Annotated in this window: 18 protein-coding genes; 9 read left to right on the plus strand and 9 right to left on the minus strand. The window is 45.3% G+C overall.

Annotated features, from left to right (window positions below):
- Positions 1 to 12 precede the first annotated feature (12 nt).
- The 9 genes from ACSHX2_RS14285 to ACSHX2_RS14325 all read left to right on the plus strand — a co-directional run bounded on the left by ACSHX2_RS14285 (position 13) and on the right by ACSHX2_RS14325 (position 8,508).
- The gene (locus tag ACSHX2_RS14285) at positions 13 to 1,491 is read left to right on the plus strand and encodes a DcaP family trimeric outer membrane transporter (RefSeq protein WP_435693631.1); all 1,479 of its coding nucleotides are present in this window, start codon (positions 13 to 15) and stop codon (positions 1,489 to 1,491) included.
- 108 nt (positions 1,492 to 1,599) lie between these two features.
- Positions 1,600 to 2,427, plus strand: coding sequence for an LpxI family protein (locus tag ACSHX2_RS14290; RefSeq protein ID WP_435693632.1), 828 nt, complete (start codon positions 1,600 to 1,602; stop codon positions 2,425 to 2,427).
- 68 nt (positions 2,428 to 2,495) lie between these two features.
- A complete protein-coding gene (locus ACSHX2_RS14295; RefSeq protein ID WP_435693633.1) occupies positions 2,496 to 3,413 on the plus strand; it encodes a Gfo/Idh/MocA family oxidoreductase in 918 nt (305 codons plus the stop codon).
- A 73-nt stretch (positions 3,414 to 3,486) separates the two neighbouring features.
- Positions 3,487 to 4,110 (plus strand): redox-sensing transcriptional repressor Rex, encoded by a 624-nt coding sequence (locus ACSHX2_RS14300; RefSeq protein WP_435693634.1) that lies wholly within the window; start codon positions 3,487 to 3,489, stop codon positions 4,108 to 4,110.
- An 89-nt stretch (positions 4,111 to 4,199) separates the two neighbouring features.
- Positions 4,200 to 4,670, plus strand: a complete 471-nt coding sequence (locus ACSHX2_RS14305) for a hypothetical protein (protein ID WP_435693635.1) — start codon at positions 4,200 to 4,202, stop codon at positions 4,668 to 4,670.
- A gap of 512 nt (positions 4,671 to 5,182) precedes the next feature.
- A complete protein-coding gene (locus ACSHX2_RS14310; protein WP_435693636.1) occupies positions 5,183 to 5,503 on the plus strand; it encodes a bactofilin family protein in 321 nt (106 codons plus the stop codon).
- A gap of 108 nt (positions 5,504 to 5,611) precedes the next feature.
- On the plus strand, positions 5,612 to 6,124 hold the full coding sequence (locus ACSHX2_RS14315; protein ID WP_435693637.1) for a GtrA family protein: 513 nt from the start codon (positions 5,612 to 5,614) through the stop codon (positions 6,122 to 6,124).
- A gap of 21 nt (positions 6,125 to 6,145) precedes the next feature.
- Entirely contained in the window at positions 6,146 to 6,913 is a 768-nt protein-coding gene (locus tag ACSHX2_RS14320) for a glycosyltransferase family 2 protein (RefSeq protein WP_435693638.1), read from the plus strand.
- A 338-nt stretch (positions 6,914 to 7,251) separates the two neighbouring features.
- Positions 7,252 to 8,508, plus strand: a complete 1,257-nt coding sequence (locus ACSHX2_RS14325) for a hypothetical protein (protein WP_435693639.1) — start codon at positions 7,252 to 7,254, stop codon at positions 8,506 to 8,508.
- Between the two features lie 424 nt (positions 8,509 to 8,932).
- Here ACSHX2_RS14325 and ACSHX2_RS14330 read toward each other — a convergent pair whose 3' ends face one another.
- The 9 genes from ACSHX2_RS14330 to ACSHX2_RS14370 all read right to left on the minus strand — a co-directional run bounded on the left by ACSHX2_RS14330 (position 8,933) and on the right by ACSHX2_RS14370 (position 15,401).
- Entirely contained in the window at positions 8,933 to 9,376 is a 444-nt protein-coding gene (locus tag ACSHX2_RS14330) for a hypothetical protein (protein WP_435693640.1), read from the minus strand.
- 141 nt (positions 9,377 to 9,517) lie between these two features.
- A complete protein-coding gene (locus tag ACSHX2_RS14335; protein WP_435693641.1) occupies positions 9,518 to 10,189 on the minus strand; it encodes an IS1595 family transposase in 672 nt (223 codons plus the stop codon).
- Positions 10,190 to 10,777: 588 nt separating this feature from the next.
- Complete coding sequence (locus ACSHX2_RS14340) at positions 10,778 to 11,323, minus strand: RNA ligase 1 family protein (protein WP_435693642.1); 546 nt, start codon at positions 11,321 to 11,323, stop codon at positions 10,778 to 10,780.
- A gap of 132 nt (positions 11,324 to 11,455) precedes the next feature.
- Positions 11,456 to 12,046 (minus strand): DUF4160 domain-containing protein, encoded by a 591-nt coding sequence (locus ACSHX2_RS14345; protein WP_435693643.1) that lies wholly within the window; start codon positions 12,044 to 12,046, stop codon positions 11,456 to 11,458.
- Positions 12,047 to 12,074: 28 nt separating this feature from the next.
- Positions 12,075 to 12,665: a hypothetical protein gene (locus ACSHX2_RS14350; RefSeq protein ID WP_435693644.1), complete on the minus strand. Its 591-nt coding sequence runs from the start codon at positions 12,663 to 12,665 to the stop codon at positions 12,075 to 12,077.
- Positions 12,666 to 12,775: 110 nt separating this feature from the next.
- Complete coding sequence (locus ACSHX2_RS14355) at positions 12,776 to 13,060, minus strand: hypothetical protein (RefSeq protein ID WP_435693645.1); 285 nt, start codon at positions 13,058 to 13,060, stop codon at positions 12,776 to 12,778.
- A 246-nt stretch (positions 13,061 to 13,306) separates the two neighbouring features.
- Positions 13,307 to 13,702 (minus strand): hypothetical protein, encoded by a 396-nt coding sequence (locus tag ACSHX2_RS14360; protein WP_435693646.1) that lies wholly within the window; start codon positions 13,700 to 13,702, stop codon positions 13,307 to 13,309.
- Positions 13,703 to 13,936: 234 nt separating this feature from the next.
- Complete coding sequence (locus ACSHX2_RS14365) at positions 13,937 to 14,383, minus strand: hypothetical protein (protein WP_435693647.1); 447 nt, start codon at positions 14,381 to 14,383, stop codon at positions 13,937 to 13,939.
- Between the two features lie 283 nt (positions 14,384 to 14,666).
- Positions 14,667 to 15,401 (minus strand): outer membrane protein, encoded by a 735-nt coding sequence (locus ACSHX2_RS14370; RefSeq protein ID WP_435693648.1) that lies wholly within the window; start codon positions 15,399 to 15,401, stop codon positions 14,667 to 14,669.
- Between the last annotated feature and the right edge of the window lie 136 nt (positions 15,402 to 15,537).

A 15,537-nucleotide genomic window follows, 5' to 3' on the forward strand; every position in this document is an offset into this window, starting at 1 on the left:
CTTAATAGCTCTATGATTCATTCATCTTCAAGTCTGCGGTGGGCGCTCCTAGCTAGTGCTTTGTGCATTCCTACCGTAGTGCAGGCTGACGATGCTCAGGAAATTGCTGAGCTCAGGAAGTCTGCGACAAAAATGCAAAAAATGATGGAGCAGATGCAGCAGCGGATTGCTCAGTTAGAATCTAAGCAAAAGCAGCAAACCGCTGAGTTAGCCCAAGCTAAAAAATCTGCACCAGTGGTGGCGAGCTTGCCTCCTCAGCCTGTACTTAAATCTGAGTCACCAACTTTAGAAAAAGAGCCAACGCTTCCGCCGCAGCTGTTAGGAAAGAAAGCTCCGGTTACCTATCGTCGCACTTTCAATGACCATCAAGTTCCGATGTCTCGGCCACTAGATTACACCTTGGACCCTGATTATAATGGGTATTTTTCAGTTCCTAATACGCCCATTGTGATGAAACTTAATGCGAAGCCGCGCGTCGATGCGACGTATGACAACCGCAATACAGGAGCGCCTTCTCGTTTTATTCCTGCCAAGTTTCCTCTCCGGGGTGACTCCGATTTTGGTGGTGGTGGCCAGTTTAACATGAATGCTAATGGAACTCAGTTGATCGCGGACGTTCGCGCTCCTTCAGAAGCTGGGAATTTCCGTTTTTACTACCAGAACGATTTCTTCGGTAGTGACACTGGAGATATGAGTTATCGCCTTCAGCACATTTACGGCCAGTACTACGGGCTGAAAGTAGGGTATACAACTAGTGCCTGGGAGAATGGCGACGTCTGGCCAGATACTGTTGATTACGAGGGGCCGAACGCTGTGATTTTTGCACGTCGAGCAGTGGCGCAGTTCACTCATGCGTTGAATGATTCCTGGAATGCCACTGTGGGGGTTGAGAAACCGGATTTCTATGTAGATGCAGATCAGAAACTAGCGAGTCTTCCCGACTTTGCATTTAATACGCGGTGGGAGGATGAGAAGTGGGGCCACATCCAGATAAGTTCTATTCTCAGAGATATTGGTGCACGTGATGCCTCCGGTGAAGACTTTCATGACTTCGGGTGGGGGCTCAATGCCGGGTTTAACCTAAACCTAGGGGAGAGTGACTCTGTTCAGTTCTTGGGAGTCTATGGCGAGGGTGTCGGCGGTATGGGGAATGACACAAGCTTCTTAAATAGTGACGGAGGATTTAGTTCTAATGGGAATTTCGAAGCTCTACCTTATTGGAGTTTAATGGGCGCATGGACACACCATTGGAATGATCGCTTCCGTTCAAGTTTAGTCTACGGTCATGTGAATCTTGATCCAGCATCAGGTATGGGTCCCGATTTCTACGCCACCAGTAATTACGGTGCAGCAAATGTGATTTGGCAACTCGGTGATCGCTGGTCTCTCGGACTCGAAGGTCTCTATGGCTTTAAAGAAGCTGTAAGCGGCCGAAACAGTGATAATATCTTCCGTTTCCAAATGGGGATGGTGTATTCGTTATTCGACTAACAGGTGTTATTCTTAAGTCCTTTAGAGCCTCTAGCAGTTGTTCGCTAGGGGCTTTTTCATATCTCGGGGGTTGAATGAGGAGGCTGGCTAGTCTTCAATCTCATATAGATGAGCGAGAGAACCATTGGAATCATTGCCGGGAACGGAATTTACCCTGAGACATTCGTCGCAGCGGCGAGAAAAAAAGTAGACGGCGTGAAACTAGTCGCAGGCGGATTTCATGGTGAAACCAAGGAGGAATTGGCTAATCTTGTCGATGCTATGGATTGGTTCCGCGTGGGCCAACTCGGGAAGCTGATTAAATTTTTCAAGAAACAGGGAGTCACTGAAGCTATCATGGTCGGTCAGATAGCGCCTCGAAATCTGTTTGATCTTCGTCCAGACATGCGCACTTTGATGCTTTTAGCCCGAGTTAAAGAGCGCAATGCCGAAACGCTTTTTGGTGCTATTGCCGAGGAGTTAGAAAAGGATGGGATCAAGCTAATCGACGCGACAAGCCATCTTGAGGAACTACTTCCAGAGCCCGGCCACGTGTGCGGGCCCAAGCTGAAGCAAAGAGCAATTGACGATGCTGAGTACGGTTTCCGTATTGCGAAAGAAACCAGCCGTCTGGATATTGGTCAAAGTGTGGTAGTGCGTCATGGGACGGTGCTCGCAGTAGAGGCGTTCGAAGGGACTAACGACTGTATCAAGCGTGGCGGTGAACTAGGGAGAGGTAAGAGCTGTACATTGGCAAAAGTATCGAAGCCGAACCAAGATTTCCGATTTGATGTGCCCTGTCTGGGTGCACTAACTATCGAAGCCTGTCATCAGGCGGGAGTGAATGTGATCGCCTGCGAAGCGCATAAGACATTGATTCTAGGAATGGAGGAAGTGATAGAGCTCTGTAATAGCTATGAAATCACGATTCTCGCTCTAGATGGTGAGAGTGTTTAAGGGCAGTCTTTAGGATTAGGATGGCTAAGGTCTTGCTTGCTGATGCGAGATTCCTTAAAAGCTGGGCCATGAAAATTAAGGCGGGTGTAGCTGGTACAGGTTCTATGGGGCGCAATCATGCGCGTTGTTATTCTTTGTTAGAGAATGCGGAACTGACTGCTATCTATGACCAAAATATTGAGCGTGCCGAAGCAGTTGCTGCTGAATTTGGCGGCAAAGCAGTTTCCTCACTAGAAGAGTTAGCTGAGCTTTGCCAGGCTGTGAGCGTGGCGGTGCCTACAGTAGTGCACCGTGAAGTGGGGTGCAAACTCATGGAACTTGGCTGTGATGTGCTGATGGAGAAGCCTATCGCCAACAGCCTTGATGACGCACGCGCCTTGATCGAGACTTCTCACCAGAAGGATCGCATTCTCCAGGTGGGTCATATCGAACGTTTTAACCCAGTGATGCGCTCGCTGGAAGAAAAGCTCACTGAGCCAAAATTTATTGAAGCCCATCGCCTCTCGCCATTTCCTAATAGAAGCATGGATATTGGTGTGGTGTTAGATGTGATGATTCACGATCTCGAGATCATCCTCCACTTAGTAAAGAGCCCGATTCAGAGTATCGATGCCGTCGGTGTGAATGTGCTGACTAACCGTGAAGACATAGCCAATGCTCGGATTCGTTTTGAAAATGGTTGTGTTGCCAATGTGACCGCCAGCCGTATATCTCCTGAAAAAATGCGTAAATTACGCGTGTTTCAAGGTGACTGTTACCTTTCGCTCGATTACCAAGAGCAGAGTGGTGAAATGTATTGGAAAGAGGGAATGACGATTCAGAAGAGCGAGGTGGAAGTCGAAAAAGATGAGCCACTCAAACTTGAGCTTGCAGCATTCATTAATTGCTCTGCAAAAGGTGAAACACCAGCTGTCACAGGACAACACGGTGCTGCAGCGCTCGATGTAGCTCTGGAAATAACCAATCTAATCACAGACTCTCTGTAATGGCATAATATCTGCTTCATGAATGGAGTTAATGGATTGAGGTGATCTCAATCATATCATAGAAAGTAGTGTTGTGGATAAAGTAGAGATTCCTAGAAAAGCGATTTATCGCATATCGATTTATAGTCGATGCTTACGCCGTCTGAGCGAGAAAGGAATCGAGACAGTGAGTTCGTCCGCTCTGGCTTCAGCGGCAGGTGTGAAGCCCGCTCAGCTGCGTAAAGATCTTGGTTACTTTGGCCAATTTGGAACCCGTGGATTAGGCTACCCTGTTGAGGTGTTGCTTAAAACATTCCGTGAGGTGCTCGGTCGAGCGACTCTCCAGCCTGTGATCCTAGTGGGTGCAGGTAACTTAGGTCGTGCGCTTCTACGCTACGAAGGTTTCTTAAAAGAAGGTTTTGAGGTCCTTGGCGCCTTCGATAAAAATGCTGAATTGATCGATACGAAGCGAGTTCCGGTTCCTGTTTATCCAGACTCCGTAATGGTGGAGTTCATCGAGAAGCATCATGTTCGCATGGCCATTATCTGTGTCCCAGCGGAGTTCGGTCAAGGAGTCGCTAACACGCTCGTCGAGGCCGGAGTGCAAGGGATTTTAAATTTTTCCCCTACGATTCTTCACGTTCCAGAGAACGTGGTCGTGACCCGTGTGGACCTAGCGATGGAGCTAGAGAATCTAAGCTTCTTTATCGATCAGTAAGGGGCGGCCAGCTGTTGAATGTTTCCGCCTTTGCTGGAGCTGCGGTGGATGATGCATGTTGTTGTGGTTAGTGAGTGGGCTCTGGATGTGTGACAGAATTTCTATCGATTCGGGCTTGTGATGGAGTGGGGACTTGGCATGGTGCTGGCATGGAAACAGTAAAGACGACATCCCAAGATTACGCAGATATTGAAGAGTTACTCGGTGAGAATCCGGATGTGACTGAGCTCGAAATGCTTGCTGGGATCGACTGTGATGAAGGGGATATCGAGACTCAACGCGAGAATGGCGATGAAGACCCGATGGCTACAATCGAGCTGATTGCTCAATGGAATGCCGAGACCAAAGAAGGTATTCTCGACTGGTACTTTGCGCGTGCATCTACCATTAACCTTGAAGAGCCAGTAATTGAGCACGGTGGTCCGTTGTTTGGATTTCGTTTCACTTCTGAGGAGCCAGATTTTGAATCGATTCTCGAGCACGCAGTACCAGCGCTGAACGAGTCTGTAGATTGGGCTGAGTTTGCTCTCAATGACGAAGAAGAGGTCGAAGAAGCGTAAAGCTGAGGGCTTCGTGCGAGATGAACTGAGCTCAGTATTTTTTATGAGCCTCAAGGAGGCTTAAATTTCATCCCCACATGGCGAAGGCTCTGTGGGGATTATTGTGTATTCTAGTGGAGCGTTGTAGTCTATCAGGCAGGGGGGAGTTGATTTTCCTCCCTATGCCTCAACGCCATCAGCGTTGCCTATGTATTTTGTTCTAGTACCCAAGGTGCCGTCTACGACTTTACCTTGGGCTGGGGGAGAGGATCCCTTCAGGATCATTATTCATGTGGACTAGCAGACCCAGCGCAGTAAGAGCTTATATATCCAGAGGATTTATAAAGTTTTTAGAGATCAGGCATGGTGGTGGACCTAGCATTGGGAGCTTTCTCTCCATGAGCTTGTTCCAGGTTCTATGGTGAGAGTGAGCAGTCGTGGATGGGATTAGCTTTTAGGAGGGGGAGAAAATGTGTTTTTCGAAATAATCCATATTGCTCTCTGAGTAAAATTATGCAAACTGCGGTCTAATTATGGCAAACGCAACAAATGTTCTGGCTAGCGGGATCGAAATCACTGGTTCTATCAAGTTTTCTAATGACATGATCATCGACGGTAAGATCGACGGTGAAATCACTTCTGAGAAGGGCAAAGTGACTATCGGTGAGAATGCGCAGATTAAAGGCGACATTAAAGCTGGTGAAGTAAAGCTTTACGGCAATGTTGAAGGTACGATTCAGTCCGAACGTTGTGAGCTTAAATCTAGCTCCAAGATCATTGGTGATATCAAAACTAAAATGTTCAGTGTCGAAGAAGGTGCATCACTCAAGGGTAGCACTGAGATCGGTGGATAACCCGCGCCCCCATATATTTTTTCGAGACGTAGTTGGTCAGCCACTACGTCTCTTTTTCTTTTCAGTGGATCATTTTATCCATACCGGGCGTAGTATCGGTGCTCCTAAATGAAGCGTAAGCATAAATTATCCATCGTCGTCCCTGTTTTTGGCGAGATCCCGCTTCATCCAACGATTGCTTTTGAGGAGTTGAAGTTAAGAGAAGGCCCTTTGTGGGCGCAGTTTTTTAAGTACGGCCTGTGTGGAGTGCTTTCGACTACAGTCATGGTCATGGTGCTCCTGTTGTTTCAGTTCTACATGCCTGAGTTCATGTCGGATGATCTACCAATTGAACAGCGGCAGTGGAATCTTAGGATTGCGCTTTTTTCCGCTTTCGTGCCAGCGAACCTGTTTGCGTATTTTACGAATCGTTGGTTGGTATTTACTTCTGGGAAATACGGATTCTGGAGTGAGATCGGGATCTTTACTTTGATCTCGATCATTAGCTTCTCCGGTGGGGAGATAGGTAAGGTCTGGATGGTGAACGCTGGTTTTGCAAACTGGGCGGCTGCAGGAGCCTTCGCTGTGAGTTCGGCATTGGTCAACTTTGTAGCGAGAAAGTTCTTGGTCTTCGCACGTTAATTTGCCTAATAAGCCTTAGATATGTCCACTTGCTCGATAGAAAAACCACTGACAGTAGTGATCCCCGCTTATAATGAGGAGAAAACTGTCGCTCAGATCATCGACGCTGTACTCGCCGTGTCCATAGTCGGAGAGGTAATTGTCGTGGATGATTGTTCCGCTGACAGAACGTCAAACATCGTGCAAGCAATTGCGGATAGTGAGCCAATGGTGCGTTTGCTACGGCATGAGACGAACCAAGGAAAAGGTGCGGCTTTACGCACTGGATTCCAAGGGGCTACTTTACCCTTTGTCATCGTCCAAGATGCGGATCAGGAGTACGACCCTAATGAATTTCCTCTCGTAGTGAATCCTCTTATCAATGGTGACTGCGATGTCTGTTATGGTTCGCGTTACTTGCGTGATAACCCACGCCGAGTGTTGCGCTTTTGGCACACAATGGGGAACCGCTTCCTCACGACACTCTCTAACATGGTCACTGACCTCTACGTGACTGACATGGAAACCTGCTACAAGGCGTTTCGCCGCGAGGTGATCCAGAATATCAAGATCGAGGAAAACCGATTTGGGTTCGAACCCGAAGTGACCGCTAAAATAGCGCGCCGTAGACTGCGCGTGATGGAAGTAGCTGTTTCTTATTACCCACGATCTTTCGATGAAGGGAAGCACATCGGCTGGAAAGATGGTGTGCGTGCGGTGTATTGCATTTTCAAATACGGCATTTGGCGCAGGAACCAGAGTGTGATGGTCATTGAGAACGCTGAGTCGTCCTCAGAACATCAAGCATAGTTGCTTTGTTAGGTTTTTCGAAAGCTGAGAAGTCTGTTTTCTGGGGCAGTTTGTTCCTCGGTCTGTTATGGATTCTCTGTCGCCTCTTTTTTAACGAGAGTTGGATCTTAGATGACGAGGCGACGCATTATATTTTTTCAAAGAGTGTTTGGGTCAATGATGATCAGCTTTTCAATCATTGGACGCGACCTGGGCGGAACTTTGTTCACTGTTTAGTCGCTCCACTAGGTTTCACGGCTACGCGACTGTACACGCTGGCGTTGGCATTCGTGGCAGTGTGGTTGACAGTACTCGTGGGTCGGCAGCTAAAAGTGCGTGCGCTGTGGGTAGTGCCATTGATGCTGATTTTTCAATCGTGGTTTCCTGAGCTTTCCTACCCAGTACTGACTCAGACACCGTTCATGCTGTTTTGGATTTTGGGTATTTGGTTAGCGCTGAAGCAAAGGTACCATCTTGCGGCTCTGAGCTTTGGTTACCTCTCGCTGATTCGCCACGAGGGAATCATACTTACAGCTCTATGGGGAGTGTGGTTGAGCTGTCAGTCTGGTGGATTTCTGCGCAATTGCTGGGAAACTATCAGGAGTAAGAAATTGGCACCGGGCCTTTGGAAGAGCTTGGGGCGCGATAGCCTTTATGGGCTGAGTACCATTGCTCCTATCGTGATCTACAATGTATTAGCTCTGACCTTGTATGGGAGCTTTCCCTTTGGCGTGTATTTCGAATCTGAGCCAACCACTATGTATGGCAGTGGTACACTCTACCACTACGTGCCGCTGATGTTAGCTGGAGTGGGTTATGTGACATCTATTTTGGCTCTTGTGGGGTTCTGGGTGATTCGTAAAAAGGCTACACCTTGGAGCCTGCTGTTAGTGACTTATGTGAGTTACTTTGCGCTGCACTCTATCGTGTTCTGGCGGGGGGCATTTGCTTCTGGGGGCTACTACCATTTCCTGATGCCTATGGCTCCCTTTGTGGCGCTGTTGGCCGCCGAGGGCTTCGCTAGAGCGAGTGAGTACTTTAACACGAAAAAGCGTCTATTTATGATGGTTACAATGGCTTTGGTTGTCTTCCAAGGCCTTCACATGAACCATCACCAGAATGTCTATCAAGACTGGCAAGGGATTCACCGCGGTGAGGCAAAGTTCGGTTATTCAGTCTGTGCGCCTCCTATTCAGCAGGGGGAGATCCATGCACACATGGACGCGGCACTCGACTGGATTCATGCTGAATACACTAACGATCGGCCAATCGTAGCAAAGCACATTGCGGTAAAAATAGCACTCGATCAGGCCGCGAGTAAGGAGCAGCAAGCGCTGGAGTTTTCTCCACTGTACAAGATGCCAGTGGGTACCCTCTATATCTGGGACCCTGCTTATTGTGAGCAGGAGAATCGAATCAAATACGCTTCCTTTACTAGGAGCGAAGACTGGCAAGTGGTGAAGGTTTTTGAGAAGAAATATCCCTCTAAAGAGGATACTTCAGCATACGCGCCGTTTAGTGTGATCGTGTTTGAAAAGGTGTCTGCAAAGGACACTGCAGATAAGGTCTACGAGGAACTAGGCGAGGCGGATAAGTACAATAGTATTTATAAATAAGTCTGAAGTCGTGAAGAAACGGTCTCAAAATGTTATGGTTTTCAGTGGAGTGAGAATATGAATCCTTTTCCATATGGGTCTGAACCACGAAAGGCATTGTTTTTTGTTAGCTTGTAATCTGATTACACTGTGTTCCTGACCTGAGTTAAGAAGGAATGAATTAATACTATCTACTTGTTTACCATTGAGTTCTCTCTGCCCTAGATACTTACCTTTTTTAATATGTATTACACTGACTATTACTGCTGCAGCACCTGGCCATTTGAACCTACTTAGAACAGAATAAATGTCAGCCCCAGATGAATTTAATTCTTTTAGTCCAGCTGATCTGGTGTCTCCTTGTGAAATTGTTTTACTCGCAGTTAAGCCTAATGTTCTCGTCTCGGCGGTGACGGGATTGGGTGCAGCGTCTTGTTCTGCAAATTTAGTTTTTGGGGACCGCCTTATCTCTATCAAGAAGCTCACTAACAGTGATCAAATCTTGCTCATAAGCTATCTTTCTTATTAGACGCTTCTCATACTTGAGCTCAAGAGCTGTGCGTATGTCTTTTTCATCTAGGTTACACCAATCCCATAACATCATGTCATAGTTAAGCCAGCCTGCTGACCTCCACGCTAGACGCCGCATATCATCAATCTCTTTCGCACTAAACCTTCGACGAATAAGCTCTGAGTACACTGCATCATACACTTCAGGATTATGGTCAGTGTCGATAACTTCCTCACAAATCAAACTCCAGCACGAAGACTTTGTCATATCCCAAGCCTTGGCATTTGAGGTTCCAGCCTCAAAGCGTCGCCGGGCCTCCGTCAATCTACCATTACGGATGATTCTCCAAATGAAAAAGCGTGTTACGGTAGGCATCATGTTTTTAGGAGAGATTATATGGCTGATGATTAGCAGCAAGCATCAGCATAACTTGTTAGATGAACTAGGGTTTTCGCGGGCTATCTCAACGGCACAAGGCCAGTGAGACTTATCTAGTAAATGATAAGGGTCTTGCCTAGATCAGAGTGGATTTTCTCTTAAATTCTTAAGTAATAGAAGGTAAATATTCTCCTTTTTGTGGTTAAATCTCCAGGCACTTTCTAGGAGGTGTGTGACGAACTTTTCTCGCTGCACTCCTCGTAGTTTTGTCATCCTAAATTTGACATAGCTCCAAAAGCTTTCAATGCCGTTAACGTGATTCTTACCTCTAGCGAACTCATTCTGGTGATGGTGGACTCTGTGGTGCTTATAGCCCTCTCGAACTAGACTATCATACGCTCTCCAACCATCGGTATAGACAGTGCTATCTTCCATTACTAGTCCCTTAATGACAGGCATCAATTCCTTACGGCTACAGTTTTTGACGACTTCGACAAAAACTTTTCCATTTCGTTTCAATAATCCAACGACTGGAGTCTTCCCTGAAGCTCCCCGACCGCGTTTTCCTCTTACTCGTCTCGCACCGAAGTAGCTTTCATCTACTTCAACCTCTCCAACAAAAGGCATATTCTCTTCTGTCGCCAGAGTGATAATTCTTTTACGAAGAAGTGTATAAATGCGCTGAGCTGTGTTGCGATTTACCCGACTGAGACGAGCGGCTTGAGTGGCCGTAATATCCTCAGAAAAGCAATCCACGAGGACTCTGAATTTAGCTTCAGAAATTTTCGCAACTTTTAGATACTTGTTTTTCATTGTCTCACCTTAGTTCTAGAGCTTTTTAAACTCCTGATCTAGGCAAGACCCATGATAAATACCTAAACACGTCATGACTAAAACATACTACATCGGACTAGACGTCCACAAGTACACAATCGCCATCGCTCACACATTCTCAGGCTCACGCAAAGAAGCGTAGTATCATGGAGAATGTGGAGGTAGCAACGCAGCCGTCGAACGCGTTCTCAGAAAACTCGCCAAACAACGCCTCGGCTCATTCCTCCTTCGCATCGGCTACCGCTACACCGGAAAGACCAACTCAAACAACTCCTAACAAACTAGCAATGGCAACCCGTCGTGCGCGCCCTCATGGCCTGCAAAGGCTTCCAGGAAACCGCACACCACGCCCGTAATCTCCCTGGCTCCACTCCGCTGCCACCCCCAAAAGAACTCTACCAACAACATGGTAGAAAAAATCCCGAACACCCTCTTGACAAATCATCAGCCATATCAGCCGCCCCTGACGGGAGTGCGATGGTAGTGACTGATTTGTGGTTATAGTGATCATTAAACTTGGCTAAACAAGCGCCGTCTGGGGTTGGCTACTTCGATTTGTTCTGCATTTTATTGGCTTTTAGATTTAGGGAAATCCTTCTTCTTGATCTTTACCATTCTTCCGTCTGGATGATGCCAAACAATACCTTCAATGTTCTTATCTGACAGGTATTCTATCAGTCCATCATAATCACGGGGGGCGTCCTGAATAATCTCCTTCCCGTGGGGAACAAGAGTATGAGTGTCAAAGTCGTCTGGGTTGCACTGTATCTTAGGTCCGACTAGCTCATAAGTTCCATCAGGCAAACTGGTATTAAAGGCTTCTCTATGCCAGCAGTCTTCAGCACCCTCTCCCACAGGAACCCAACCTTGTTGTTTTCCTGTGTTTTTATCTATGTCATTTGCTGGCTTAAAATTAGGAGGAGGTGTTTTACCCTTCTTAACTTCATAACGCTTGAAATACTCTCCATTGCTAATCAAACAGCATGTGCCGTCCCACTTGCGCGTAGCCACACCTTGACCATTGGCGACCCATTCAGAGCCAGGAACTACTTCATTTCTTACACTACGATCTCCGTCGTAACTACGTTGGAATAGACTTACTATTTTTTTCATGATGGTGTTATTTTTAGCAGAACGTAAAGCACACCAATCACTGAACTCTCAGCGCGCTTTGTTTTTGGGTTAATGTTTGAATTGTGAAAATGGCTCGACTCTCGACGGTGAGGGGATTTGGTGCAGCATCTGTTAGTCCTTGGTTGTATTTGTGTCGATCTTACCCACCGTGCAGTCAGATGGTCTGGTATCATTCCAAATTCGCGTAAGGAGTTGCTGCTCCTTCTGATGCCATGCCTTGATGTTACGGAACCACTTCTTCAGTGCATTACCGTTCACTGGAGAGCAGTCGTCGATCCTGAAGTTGTTTGTATCGCCACCGTAGGAAACGCGAAAGTGAGGAGGTGGATGCTCGTTTGAGAAAATCTCGATCTTCAAGCCCTGCAGCATAGCGACGGAATGCTCTTCAAGAAGCCGCCTTCCCTGATCGTCAACGATCGGGCCATTCATGAAGCTGGCTCGTAGCTTCTCAACGGAATCCTCTGGCAACTCACACATCTCCAAAATCTTTGTGTATCGGTCATCTCCAATCGTATCCCGCAACCAGTCTTTGGTCACGAATCGGAATGTGTCGGAATCCGGAAGCTTATAAGCCACCAAGTGCTGCAGTTCCTCTCGTCCGATAATTGTCCTAAAATCGACCCCATCATCAGTGATGATCGGTTCACTGAACCGACTCGATTCGGCAGAGTTGCGGAGCGCTTGCAGGTATTGTTCCATCATATTTTTTGGACTAACGTTTAGGTTATCTTTAATTGGCTTTCATTAGCTTTTCAAGATCACGGTCATACAGAATTGAACCTGGTAGATTTTTTGCCAAATAAAACTTATCTCTTAAAGCTTGGCTCACAGTAATTGAGCTTCCAGCCTCTATTTGGAGAAATTCTGAACCTCTTTGGTAGAAAAATACGGCTCCTCTTGTCTTCCCCGTATCAACGATAAGTAATGATTGATCACCATCGTGATAAGCTGCGTTAAATGTATATTTATATTCACTGGATTTATAGATCTCGCAGAATTGATCTTTTCCGACTCGACTTCGAAATTCTTCATGAACTTTGATGAATTGAGAAGGGTTTGTTGTAAGGTGTGCAGCAAACTTAATGTTGCCTTCTGATAGACGTTTTTGAATAGCAAGATAAGTGCGGACAGGCTCTTTGGAGCTAAACTCGTTCAGCGTTGCTGAAGCTTCACCACTTGTCTGGTAAATGCCTTCCTTAACTAAATCATTGGAGGCTTCGTTAGAATCGCGGCAGGAGTATAGAACAACCAAAAATATGGATGTGAAAAATTTACCTGTGAATAAATGTATTTTCATAAAGATAACGAAAAGATCACTCATCCACTATCTGAGAGCGAGCTTTGTTATCGGGTTAGATGTTATAATTATCATAAAATTTAGATTCTAGGCGGATAGTGGCTTGATGTGCATCTAATCTTGTTAGCTGCTGTCTACGGCACATTGTTATAAAGCGTTTCAATTGGCTCAGTACCATTGTAAAGCAATACAGGATCTGGAGACAGAGTAAGTACTGTATTTCTTATTTGTATATTGCTCTTACCTTGGTTATCACCAATAGTGTACACAAGAATACTCCCATCAACTTTCCATGTTCCAGTTCCCTTCATTTCCATACCTTCGAGTTTTCCTGCCATTTTAGCAGAATAACTCCAAGTACCATCCTTGTTGAAAATAGCCGTGTATTTTCCAAGAGATATTACACTTGGGGGCCCCATATTTGTTTTGAATATTTCCCAAGTACCAGTAGATAGTAAGCTTGGAATCCTTTCTCCTGAGAAGGCATTACAGCTTAAGAACAGTAAAGTGATCGCTAATATTCGCATGATTTTCTTATGCAGCTAACGTCCAAGCATAGCTAACCCAATCGGGAGAGCTAACGTTGACGAAGGTGTTGTGGTTATAGTTGAGTGAAAAGCTTACGATGCTGGCGCCGATAGGGGGTAGCTACGGCATCTTGTTCGCTACTTTTTTTGTATGAGTTTCATATATTTCTCTCGCTCTTCTTCAAGAGAAGCGTCTGTCGCGACGACTTTATAAAATGCGAGGACAATAGATCCTTTTGCTTGATTATGAGTGACTTTCCACTCTTTATATTTAATCTGATCAACTGGGATCCAGAGCTTAAGTGAAAAACCCTCTTCGAGATACTTGAGGTCGTTAAGATTAAAATTTTTCATGTCCACATTGTTAAGATATTCAAACATCAGACTCACGGAATCTTTGTTTTTCTCGTCCAAAAGTGTAAGCTTAATCTTGGATACATCTGCTTTCGCATCTTTGCATTTCAAATACACGGGAGCATAAACTACTTTATCTACGGTTTTGTGACCATCAGTTAGTTCAAGGAGAGGACTCATCTTAATGTAAGGGATACTAACTTGTGCAGACAAAGAGCCAATTAAGATTACTTTCAGTAATACGAATAGAGGTTTGAGGTATTTATGATGTATCATTTTTTAGCAGAACTTAAAGCACACCAATCACTGAACTCTCAGCGTGCTTTGTGTTTGGCTTGATGTTGGGATTTGGAAAGAGGCTCGACTCTCGACGGTGAAGGGATTGGGTACAGCGTCTTATTCGACAGAGGAAGTTTAGCGACTGTGATTTCGGTATGCTACTCTGCTGTTGTCTACATCAATGCCAATGATTTTTGAGTCATCTGCATACCATGTGAAAGAGCTAGGTTCTGTGAGTGTATTAGGGACTGATGACATCCAGCTAGTATCAATGTCTGGCGTAGAAGTGAGGTCAATGTGCCATGCTGATAGAGAGTGTTCCGGGACTGTTGCTATGATGCGAATATCCCAATCGCTTGGACCAGGAACTAAACCTGTACTGTTATCTAGGTAATCAATGTTAAATTCCAGTTTAGTGTATTCTCTGCGGAAGGTCACGTAACGTTGAATGAAATCCACCTTAGCTTCATTTGTGCTGAATGTCGCACTGGTTGTTTGTGTGGACTTGGATTCGTGTTTGTTGCAGCCAGTAAGCAGTAACGCAAATATTAAGAATAATGTGATACTGATGAAAGGGAGCATATTTAGTCGAACAGTGTTCATTAGTTCACGCACAAGTGATATTCATTTTTACGTGGGCGAGTCTATTTTTGAAGGGACAATTGGGTTTCAAGCCTTGCATATGTGGAGATTGTGATCCGCACTGTCGATGTTCAAAACTCTACTATTTTCAATTCAGATATGATTACTTTTAAAGTAACCGAAGGTTTTCGCGTATGGGTGACATGCTCACAAGTTAGTTTGAGTTAATGATGCGGTTCAATCTAAAGAATTAATATATCATAACTTCAACTTAAAAATTAAATTAGAAGTTATATTGAGCGCCGATATTTATTAAAATGTCATTATTTAGAGAATCCGCAACATTTACTTCGGATCCAAAATCAAAATCAAAATCGTCCATATAAATATAGCGCAAACCTATAGACGTCTCCCATGAGGGACTAATGTTATAAATAATTCCAGTAAAGACATGCCCGTAGAATAAAGTATCGTCAAAAGAAACATTCGTGCTGGATGATGATAATTCAGCCTTTACCAAGGCTACTCCAGCGCCCGCTGCAATATACCAATCAAAACGACCACTCAAGGTTGTTTCATATTTATAATTAAGAGTGATAGGCTTGATGTCATAATCTAATTCATAGCGCGTCACAGTAGTAGTGGTTTCTTCTGTAATGATTTCAATATCATCAATATCAACAACTATACTTTCAACTCTCTCTGTACTGTTAATTGAAAACATTTCACTTTTATCTGTTTGACCCACATCCAGGAAAAACGCATGTGCAACAGGAGAGCCTTGGCTTTCTCTTTCTACCCCAAGATGCAGTGTATACATCGCTTCTTCCCATTGAGTCAGATAGCCCACAGAACCACCTGCAAACCATGAACAATCACATGTAGTTGTTGGTTCCGAGTATATTATTGGCCGAATAATAGGCACATTACTTGATTTAGAGGAATAAGTCTCTCCTGCGTGAGCAACTGCTGTGAAAGCAGCTAACCCCATTATTGTTATTGCGTATGTTGTTTTCATAAAAAATATAAAGGTGATTCTGGACCAGAAATTAAAATTTCATTGAGAAGCCTACTTGGCCTATAATTTCGCTATCACTGTTCGTATCGTAGCCGCCCTCGATACCGCCAAATATCTCTGACGATGGTGTGAGGCC

This window comes from Rubritalea sp. (genome assembly GCF_051252225.1).
Taxonomy (GTDB): domain Bacteria; phylum Verrucomicrobiota; class Verrucomicrobiia; order Verrucomicrobiales; family Akkermansiaceae; genus Rubritalea.

Coding starts and splice junctions, on each gene's coding strand:
- ACSHX2_RS14350 (WP_435693644.1), bottom strand. CDS start 12,665: ATGAGTGATCTTTTCGTTATCTTTATGAAAATACATTTATTCACAGGT.
- ACSHX2_RS14370 (WP_435693648.1), bottom strand. CDS start 15,401: ATGAAAACAACATACGCAATAACAATAATGGGGTTAGCTGCTTTCACA.
- ACSHX2_RS14320 (WP_435693638.1), top strand. CDS start 6,146: ATGTCCACTTGCTCGATAGAAAAACCACTGACAGTAGTGATCCCCGCT.
- ACSHX2_RS14330 (WP_435693640.1), bottom strand. CDS start 9,376: ATGATGCCTACCGTAACACGCTTTTTCATTTGGAGAATCATCCGTAAT.
- ACSHX2_RS14290 (WP_435693632.1), top strand. CDS start 1,600: ATGAGCGAGAGAACCATTGGAATCATTGCCGGGAACGGAATTTACCCT.
- ACSHX2_RS14310 (WP_435693636.1), top strand. CDS start 5,183: ATGGCAAACGCAACAAATGTTCTGGCTAGCGGGATCGAAATCACTGGT.
- ACSHX2_RS14360 (WP_435693646.1), bottom strand. CDS start 13,702: ATGAGTCCTCTCCTTGAACTAACTGATGGTCACAAAACCGTAGATAAA.
- ACSHX2_RS14325 (WP_435693639.1), top strand. CDS start 7,252: ATGCTGATTTTTCAATCGTGGTTTCCTGAGCTTTCCTACCCAGTACTG.
- ACSHX2_RS14315 (WP_435693637.1), top strand. CDS start 5,612: ATGAAGCGTAAGCATAAATTATCCATCGTCGTCCCTGTTTTTGGCGAG.
- ACSHX2_RS14355 (WP_435693645.1), bottom strand. CDS start 13,060: ATGGGGCCCCCAAGTGTAATATCTCTTGGAAAATACACGGCTATTTTC.
- ACSHX2_RS14285 (WP_435693631.1), top strand. CDS start 13: ATGATTCATTCATCTTCAAGTCTGCGGTGGGCGCTCCTAGCTAGTGCT.
- ACSHX2_RS14335 (WP_435693641.1), bottom strand. CDS start 10,189: ATGAAAAACAAGTATCTAAAAGTTGCGAAAATTTCTGAAGCTAAATTC.
- ACSHX2_RS14365 (WP_435693647.1), bottom strand. CDS start 14,383: ATGCTCCCTTTCATCAGTATCACATTATTCTTAATATTTGCGTTACTG.
- ACSHX2_RS14345 (WP_435693643.1), bottom strand. CDS start 12,046: ATGATGGAACAATACCTGCAAGCGCTCCGCAACTCTGCCGAATCGAGT.
- ACSHX2_RS14295 (WP_435693633.1), top strand. CDS start 2,496: ATGAAAATTAAGGCGGGTGTAGCTGGTACAGGTTCTATGGGGCGCAAT.
- ACSHX2_RS14340 (WP_435693642.1), bottom strand. CDS start 11,323: ATGAAAAAAATAGTAAGTCTATTCCAACGTAGTTACGACGGAGATCGT.